Below are 7606 nucleotides of genomic sequence, written 5' to 3' on the forward strand. Positions count from 1 at the left end.
AGCCTGTTTGTTTCACGCTCCTGGGCATCGCTTCGCTCAACCCAAGGCTTCGACCGGAAAGTCACACGCACGGACTTCGCTCTATTCCGATCACGACGCGCAGTCCCACCCCGATCCGCAACTTCGGATCGTGAATTCGTTACCTTGTGGAGGTGCCCGGACTTCCGTCGCTGCTCAACCCCTGGACCGCGGGCATCGCCGCGGCCATCGCGATACCGGCGCTGCTGCTGCTCTACTTTCTCAAGCTCCGCCGCTCGCCAGCGCCGGTGCCGACGACGCTGCTGTGGAAACAGAGCTACCAGGATCTGCAGGTCAACAGCCCGTTTCAACGGCTGCGTCGCAACCTGCTGTTGCTGCTCCAACTGCTGATCCTCCTTGCCCTCCTGCTCGCGCTCGCACGCCCCGTCGGCGAAGGAAACGCCAGCCTCGGCGAGCGGTCGATCCTCCTCATCGACCGCTCCGCCTCCATGAAAACCACTGACGGCGACGGTGGACAGACGCGGCTCGACGACGCCAAGGACCGCGCACGCGACCTCGTCTCCGCCCTCGGCCCGGGCGACAGCGCGATGGTCATCGCCTTCAGCGACGAGGGGAACACCAGCCCGATCCAGCCCTTCACGCAGGACAAAAAGCTGCTCCGCGACGCCATCGACGGCATCGAGGCGGTCGATCGCCAGACCACCGCCCAGGCCGCGTACGAGCTGGCCGACGCGAGCAGTTCGTTCACGGCCGAGCGGCTTCGCGGCGATGACCTCTCCACGCCGGGCGTCTACCTGTTCAGCGACGGCCGCGTCCTGCCCGGCAGCGAGGCCGACCTGTCGCTGCGGGGCGAGCTGACTTACGAACGCGTCGGCAGCCCCGACACCGAAAACGTCGCCGTCGTCGCGGCGAGCGTTAAACGCAACTACGAGCGGCCGACCGAGGCCCAGGCCTTTGCACGCCTTGCCAACTTCGGCCCAGAGCCCGTCGACGCGGCCGTGCGGGTCAGCGTCGCCATGCCCGAGCCCGGCGAAGAGCCCGTCTTCCAGATGGCCGGCGGAGGCGTCATCGGCGTCTACCTGCCGCCGGAACGCTGGAGTGATCCGGCCTGGCGCGAAGCGCTCCGCGAGGCCGACCCCGTCGCCGCCGCTGAGGTGGAGCGACGCGCCTCCGAGTCCCCCGCCCGCAACGGTGCCGACGTGCAGCTCCAGCTGCCCGGGTCGGCCGTCGTGAAGTTCGAGGTCGTCCAGCCGGACGGCTCGCAGATCGGCGACGCGCTGGCCGTGGACGACGTCGCCCACGTCGTCGTCCCGCCGCCAGACCCGCTGAAGGTGATGCTGGTGCTGCGGGACAACTACTGGCTCCGCCTGCTGGTCGAGAGCCAGCCGATCGACGAGCCGGAGATCGTCTCGCCCGCCGAGTACGAGGAACTGCTCGCTACCGGTCAGGCCGACGGGTTCGACGTGACGGTCTTCGACAACTACTCGCCGACCGGCCTGCCCGAGGCGGGCACCTTCGTCTTCAGCGGTACGCTGCCCCCGGCCGACGCGACGCAGATCACCGCCGTCACCAGCGACGCGGGTGTGCCGACGTTCTTCGAGGGCTCGAGCGTGCTCGACTGGGATCGGGACCATCCGATGCTCCGAGGTTTGAACCTCAATCGCGTTTGGGTAGCAGAAGGCCGATTGACGACTTTACCACTCGGTGCTGAATTGCTAATTGAGGGCGTTTCGGGCCCGATGATGATTTATGAACGAAGTGGTAGACGGACGCATTTAGTTTTCACATTTGATATTGCACAAAGCACCTGGCCGACACAGCGGTCGTTCGTCGTCTTCGGCTACCAGATGTTCCAGTTCCTCGCAGCCGCCGGTGACGTGCGGACGCGCGAGAGCATTCGCCCCGGCGAGACGTTGACCATCCCGCCCGCGGCCGTCGCGCGATCGGGCCTGTCCGCGGGCGACGTCGTCACGATCGACAGCGGAAGTGACACCCTGTCGCACCGCGTAGACGAGTCCGGCGGGCTCACGCTCGGTCCGTTCAACTCCGTGGGTTTGTACGGAACAAGTCCGGAACTTTCCGCGTTTTCCAGGGTCGCCGTGAGTCTGTTGTCGGGTACGGAATCGGACACAAGGCCGTCCGTAACCGACCCAGGCGACCGATCCGGCCGCCAACCCACCGCCGCTGCGGTCGTCGGTCTCGCCGACGGCGAGGCGGTCGACTCGCGCCGATCCGTCGAGTGGTGGTGGTGGCTCGTTGCCGGCGGGGTCGCGGTGCTGATGGTCGAGTGGTTCGTCTACGTCCGCCGCGTCGGGCGGTAGACGTTACTCGTTGATCGTCCAGTAGTTAACGCGATCGACGCCTTTGAGCTTGTACGTCTGACCGTCCCGGCCGTCGTACGAGAGCATGAGGTGATCGCGGTCCTTGGCGAACTCGAATCGCCCAAGTCGTTGGCCATCAATGATCACGTCCAGCTGGTGGCCCTCGTCGGTCTCGCCCGCGTACCGGATTGTCGCGTCGACCGGCCGGGCTTTGGTCGATCGGTTGCTCCGCTGGTCGAGGATGAGTCGGACCGGAAGGTCGGGCTTGGCCTCGAAGTCGTAGCTGCGCAACGAGATAGGCAACGCGTTGAAGGCCAATAGCGGCTCGCCGCTGTCTGCAACACTGGCGGACCGGAACCCGGCGCCGGGCATGTAGCTGAACTCTGTGAACGCCCAGCCATTGCCATCGAGCAGGAAGTGGTGGAAGCTCGTGCCGCACCACTCCTGGCTTGTCGCGTCGAGGCGCGTCAGGCTGAGGTCATCCGACCGCAAATGACTGGTGGTCAGATATTTGTAATCATAGTTTGGGGTCGGGACGACCTCGATCTGGTTGTGTTTCCAGACCTCAATCCCCTCGCCGACGGGTGACTTGGTCCAGGTTGCGGGCTCGTGGACTTCACGGTTGGTGAGGAAGATGGCCTCGTAAGTCCTTGCCCGGCCATAGAGTACGTGCGTCGCCTCGTACGTCGCTTTCTCGACAAGGCCGTCCTGCCAAGTGCTGACGGACGCCCAGTCGGGATCAAGACCGGACGCAACGCTTGTCTCGGCCGAAGCCGTTGACCAGGATGCGGTTGCGAGCAGAGCGGCAGCCCCGGCAAGCACGACGGCGGCGGTGGATGTCCCAGCGATGAGTCGCGTTTTCATGGTTTCTCCTGTCTAGGGATAGGAGTCGCACGCACAGGACGTGCCACAGTTTCGACCGACATCGAAGCTTTCAGAACTCCCGTCCGCAACGACGGCAGTGCCGGCGCGCGATCAGGCGATGAACGAGCGACCACAGCTGCGCTCGAAGCCCGAAGCGGTTGTCGTGCAACGCGTTGGGCGGAAGGTGCCGGCTCGCTCGCGACGTGGTCGCGTCGCACGACGGGCACGCCTGACGCGTCAGCGCCGCCCGGCCGTCGCTCGTCAGCCCGAAGGCAAAGCAGGTCTCGGCGATCGCCCGGGCTGCCATCGGCAGCTGATCGAGCGGCTCGACGACGAGTGCGACATCGCCGAAGTCATTCATGGCCAACGAACAAGAAGCATCGGGACACGCTGCCTCGACGACGCAGATCGCCTGCTTGGCAGTCGCCTCGGTCGCAAAGGCAGCGACGCCGAATCGCGTCGCCAGCGGTGTGAGTCGCAGCAGTCGCCGGGCCTCATCAACTTGTGGCTCAGGCACTTGCAGCTTCACGCCGCCGATGGCAAGGCTCAGGCACTGTGTGGCCGCGACGAGCTCGTCCAGCAACAGGCAGCGGAGCCCGGCGGCTTCGAGTCTGAGCCGAGCTAGGTGCGCCTCCGACGGATGCTGATAGGCCGCAACTGTCTGCCAGACAACGCGGTGCGAGTGATCGTCCTCGTCGTCGTCCCACCGATCGTCATCGTCTGGCGGCTCGACGGGCGGCACCACCGGCGGTCGGCCGGGGGCACGCACGTCGTCGATCACGCCGATCGCCATGGGCCGAGTTTACCGAGACTTCTGCGGAAACGGAACGCTTTCGATACGATTCGCCCATGGCGGACTCGGCCGAACATGCTGCCCGGGAACGGGTTCGGCGGGCGTTCGAGACGAGACGAGGATCGCCCGAGGCACCAGCCAGGCCGATCGCGTTCAACGCACCGATGGTTCGGGCACTGCTCGCAGGGCAGAAGACGCAGACGCGTCGTCCGATCCGCCCGCTGCCAATCGGCGAGACCCAGCTCGAAGATCGGCCTTGGCCGTCGGACGCAACGGGTCATCCGATGCAGTGTCGATTGGCCCGGCTGGGGGACGATCTGTGGGTCCGCGAGCCCTGGGCCTTCCGGCCGGACGGCACCGGGCGCGACTTCGAGGCGGACCTCTCACCAGACGCGGCGGGTCGCCGTGCGTGGCGTGGCGGACGGTTTCTGCCGCGCGATGCGAGCCGCATACAATTGCGGGTCAACGCGTTGTATCCCGAACGACTGCAGTCGATCGGCGACAAAGACGCCCGCGCGGAAGGTATGCCGCCGGGCCTGTTCGACGGGTCGCCTCGGCTTTGGTTCGAGCGTTTGTGGGACTCGATCTACGGCGGCGGGGAGTTCGCGTGGCGTGAAGATCCGTGGGTTTGGGTGATCGGCTTTGAGGTGATCGACAAGCCATCGTGAGCAAACAAGAACCGCCCGCATCTCTCGATGCGGGCGGTTCGTTTACCTTTGCCGGTGAACGACTTGTGAAGCCAGCGGCTTCTTACATGCCGTCGCCTTCGCTCTCGTCGCCGCTCGGGAGCAGGACGCCGTCGAGAACGTGGATGACACCATTGGTGGCCTTGATGTCGGTCTTGACGACCGCAACCGAGCCGTTGAGGATGACCTTGCCGTCCTCGATGGCGATGGCGATGGCCTCGCCCTGGGCGGTCTCGGCCTCGTCGGCGTTGACGACGTCGGCGGCCATAAGGGTCTGACCGGCAACGACGTGGTAGAGGAGGACGTCACGCAGCTGGTCCTGGTTCTCCGGCTGGAGCAGCGTCTCGACGGTGCCGCTGGGCAGCTTGGCGAAAGCCTCGTCGAGCGGGGCGAAGACGGTGAAGGGGCCGTCACCCTGCAGGGTCTCGATCAGCTCGGCAGCCTCGAGGGCGGCGGCGAGGGTGTTGAACTTGCCGGCAGCGACGGCGGTGGCGACGATGTCCGTCTTGGCGGTCATCTTCTTATCGGCCTTGGCCTTATCGCCGTAACCAGCGATGGCGGAACCGACGGCGAAGCTGCCGACGGTGACGGCGGCGGCGGTAGCGAGGAGTGCAAAACGCTTCATGTTGATACGGGGCAGGTGGTGATGGGTACAACTAGTAGTGGTCGCCGCACGCTGCGGCATGGCGGCTCGCACAGCGAACCGTGTGCCAGTGCGGTGGCGTCTTGCGTCGCGTGATTTTCAAAGCCTTCGGCAGACCCAGGATGGTCGTTGTTCGATGCGGCCGCACCTACCTTTATCCCCCATGCCGCACTCAGAAATGCCGGCCGATGAGCCGCTCGACGACGAGCCATTGCCGCTGAATCCCGCAGAAATCGACTATGGCCGCATCTCGGCAGCCGTGCGCGAGATTCTTTTGGCCATCGGTGAAGACCCGGATCGCGACGGCTTGAAGCGCACGCCTCATCGCGTTGCCAAGGCATATTCCGAGATGTTCGCGGGCCTGCAGGAAGAGCCGGCCAAGCACTTGGAAACGGTCTTCGATGCGGACTACGACGAAGTGGTGCTGCTCCGCGACATTCCGTTCGCCAGCGTCTGCGAGCATCACCTGTTGCCCTTCATCGGTCGAGCCCACGTGGCCTATCTACCGAAGGGCAAAGTGGTTGGCCTTTCGAAGCTGGCACGTCTGGTCGAGGGTTTTGCACGTCGGCCTCAGATTCAGGAGCAGCTGACGGTGCAGATTTGCGAGTCGCTGATGACGGCGCTCGAGCCCAAGGGCGCGGCCGTGGTCGTGGAGGCGGTGCACTCGTGCATGACGATGCGCGGCGTGAAGAAGACGGGGGCGACGATGATCACCAGCAGCCTTCGTGGGCTCTGCCGAAGCGACGCCCGCACGCGTAGTGAGATCATGAGCCTGATTCGTCCCAACGCCTCGGGCAACATGGGCGGCGGCTGCGGCGGGTGATCGGGTCATACGCTGCGTCATGAGCGACAACGTTCAACAGGAGCGGATCGAGCAGTTCCGCAAGATGGCCGCCGACGACCCGGGCAACGAGCTCGGGCACCTGTCGCTGGGTCGCGAACTCCTCAAGGCCGGCCAGGCATCCGAGGCCGCGGAGAGCTTTCGCCGAACGCTCGAAATCAACGACCGGTTCAGCAAGGCCTACGAGCTGCTGGGTGATGCGCTGGTCGCGATGGACAAGCCCGACGACGCGGCCACAGTCCTAAAACGCGGCGTCGTCGTCGCAGCCGAGCGCGGCGATCGCATGCCACGCGAGGCGATGGAGAAGAAGCTCACCGAGATGGGTCAAGAGGTGCCCGACGTCTCGGAGGTCCGCAAGGTCGAGGTCGGCGAGGGCCAGGTCCTCGACGCGCGCACCGGCGAGCCGGGCCCGCGCCTGCCGCGCCAGCCGATGAAGGGGCCGCTGGGCGAGGTCATCTTCGCCAACGTCTCAGCCACGACGTGGCGCGAGTGGATTGGCATGGGCACCAAGGTCATCAACGAGTTGCGTCTGCCGATGACCGACCCTCGCGCCCGCCAGACCTACGACGACCACATGATCGACTTCCTCAACATCCGCGAGCTGTACGAGGAAGCCAAGGCCAAGGGGTGAGCGGTCAGTCCAGCACGATGAACCGGCTCTTCGCCTGCTGTTTCACGTAGGTGCGGGTGATGTCACGCCCGCCTTGGCCGGCGTCGTCGTGGGGCCGGCCGTGGGTGGCAAGCCAGCGTTGGCTCCGCTCGAAAAAGCCATCGAACTCGACGGGCGACATCGGCTGAGCGAAGTAGGTGTCGCGCCGCAACGGCACGATCCTGGCGATCGGCTCACCCTTGGCCAGGCTGACGGAGCGTCGTGACGGGTCCAGCTCCAGCACGACGTGCCACGGACTGCTGGACGGATACCAGTCGGTCTCCGCGACCGCGGCCATCGTCCGCCAGCCGGCCTCGTGCATCGGCTTGGCGTTTGGCATCGGCCCCATCGACAGCAGTTCGTTTTGGTCGGTGTCGAGGTAGAGGAAGCTGCTGACCTTCACCTGGTTGCGGATGACATCGTGGACGTCGTCGGTGATTTCGTGCGGGATCGTCTGGCCGCGCTGCCAGAACCAGCAGAACCGCTGCGTCAGCGGCTGGCCTGGGGTTTCCTCGTCGGGCGACCAGTCGAAGTCGCTGGCCAGCTCGACGTCCGGGTCCGCCGACCACGTGCCGTCTTCCGCCTGGTCGAAGGTGACGTCGAAGTTGGCGAGCAGGTCGAAGCCGAAGGCGTTGGCTGCGCGGATGGGCGGACACTCTTCCGGCCAGCCTCGGCCGGTGGGTCGTTTCACATAGACGTCCTTGGCCGGCATTGGGCCGAACAGCTCCTGGCGAAACTTGAAGAAGCGGAGCATGCGCGACGATATGTCGCGTTGACGCGGTCAGACTGACTTGTGGTGCAGCAGCAGCCTGTTACGTTGCGGCCGGATC

8 protein-coding genes are annotated in these 7606 nt (G+C 65.5%); 4 read left to right on the plus strand and 4 right to left on the minus strand.

Annotated features, from left to right (window positions below; genetic code table 11):
• Positions 1-152: 152 nt before the first annotated feature.
• Positions 153-2300, plus strand: a complete 2148-nt coding sequence (locus AAGI46_14030; GenBank protein MEM1013325.1) for a VWA domain-containing protein — start codon at positions 153-155, stop codon at positions 2298-2300.
• Between the two features lie 3 nt (positions 2301-2303).
• Here the strand turns inward: AAGI46_14030 and AAGI46_14035 are convergent, their stop codons facing one another.
• On the minus strand, positions 2304-3164 hold the full coding sequence (locus AAGI46_14035; GenBank protein MEM1013326.1) for a hypothetical protein: 861 nt from the start codon (positions 3162-3164) through the stop codon (positions 2304-2306).
• A 70-nt stretch (positions 3165-3234) separates the two neighbouring features.
• Positions 3235-3957: a hypothetical protein gene (locus AAGI46_14040; GenBank protein ID MEM1013327.1), complete on the minus strand. Its 723-nt coding sequence runs from the start codon at positions 3955-3957 to the stop codon at positions 3235-3237.
• 56 nt (positions 3958-4013) lie between these two features.
• Here AAGI46_14040 and AAGI46_14045 point away from each other — a divergent pair, with 56 nt between their 5' ends.
• The gene (locus AAGI46_14045; protein ID MEM1013328.1) at positions 4014-4625 is read left to right on the plus strand and encodes a hypothetical protein; all 612 of its coding nucleotides are present in this window, start codon (positions 4014-4016) and stop codon (positions 4623-4625) included.
• Between the two features lie 82 nt (positions 4626-4707).
• Here the strand turns inward: AAGI46_14045 and AAGI46_14050 are convergent, their stop codons facing one another.
• Positions 4708-5160: a fasciclin domain-containing protein gene (locus tag AAGI46_14050; GenBank protein ID MEM1013329.1), complete on the minus strand. Its 453-nt coding sequence runs from the start codon at positions 5158-5160 to the stop codon at positions 4708-4710.
• Positions 5161-5464: 304 nt separating this feature from the next.
• Here AAGI46_14050 and folE point away from each other — a divergent pair, with 304 nt between their 5' ends.
• Together folE and AAGI46_14060 are read left to right on the plus strand one after the other, a co-directional pair.
• A complete protein-coding gene (folE, locus tag AAGI46_14055) occupies positions 5465-6109 on the plus strand; it encodes a GTP cyclohydrolase I FolE (GenBank protein ID MEM1013330.1) in 645 nt (214 codons plus the stop codon).
• A 19-nt stretch (positions 6110-6128) separates the two neighbouring features.
• Positions 6129-6758 (plus strand): Fe(2+)-trafficking protein, encoded by a 630-nt coding sequence (locus tag AAGI46_14060; GenBank protein ID MEM1013331.1) that lies wholly within the window; start codon positions 6129-6131, stop codon positions 6756-6758.
• A 4-nt stretch (positions 6759-6762) separates the two neighbouring features.
• Here AAGI46_14060 and AAGI46_14065 read toward each other — a convergent pair whose 3' ends face one another.
• Positions 6763-7530, minus strand: a complete 768-nt coding sequence (locus tag AAGI46_14065) for a hypothetical protein (GenBank protein MEM1013332.1) — start codon at positions 7528-7530, stop codon at positions 6763-6765.
• Between the last annotated feature and the right edge of the window lie 76 nt (positions 7531-7606).

The organism is Planctomycetota bacterium, assembly GCA_038746835.1.
Lineage (GTDB): Bacteria > Planctomycetota > Phycisphaerae > Tepidisphaerales > Tepidisphaeraceae > JBCDKH01.

Bases quoted from the DNA above. Each gene is read 5' to 3' on its own strand.
- AAGI46_14035 (MEM1013326.1), bottom strand. From the start codon at position 3,164: ATGAAAACGCGACTCATCGCTGGGACATCCACCGCCGCCGTCGTGCTT.
- AAGI46_14040 (MEM1013327.1), bottom strand. From the start codon at position 3,957: ATGGCGATCGGCGTGATCGACGACGTGCGTGCCCCCGGCCGACCGCCG.
- AAGI46_14045 (MEM1013328.1), top strand. From the start codon at position 4,014: ATGGCGGACTCGGCCGAACATGCTGCCCGGGAACGGGTTCGGCGGGCG.
- AAGI46_14050 (MEM1013329.1), bottom strand. From the start codon at position 5,160: ATGACCGCCAAGACGGACATCGTCGCCACCGCCGTCGCTGCCGGCAAG.
- folE (MEM1013330.1), top strand. From the start codon at position 5,465: ATGCCGGCCGATGAGCCGCTCGACGACGAGCCATTGCCGCTGAATCCC.
- AAGI46_14060 (MEM1013331.1), top strand. From the start codon at position 6,129: ATGAGCGACAACGTTCAACAGGAGCGGATCGAGCAGTTCCGCAAGATG.
- AAGI46_14065 (MEM1013332.1), bottom strand. From the start codon at position 7,530: ATGCTCCGCTTCTTCAAGTTTCGCCAGGAGCTGTTCGGCCCAATGCCG.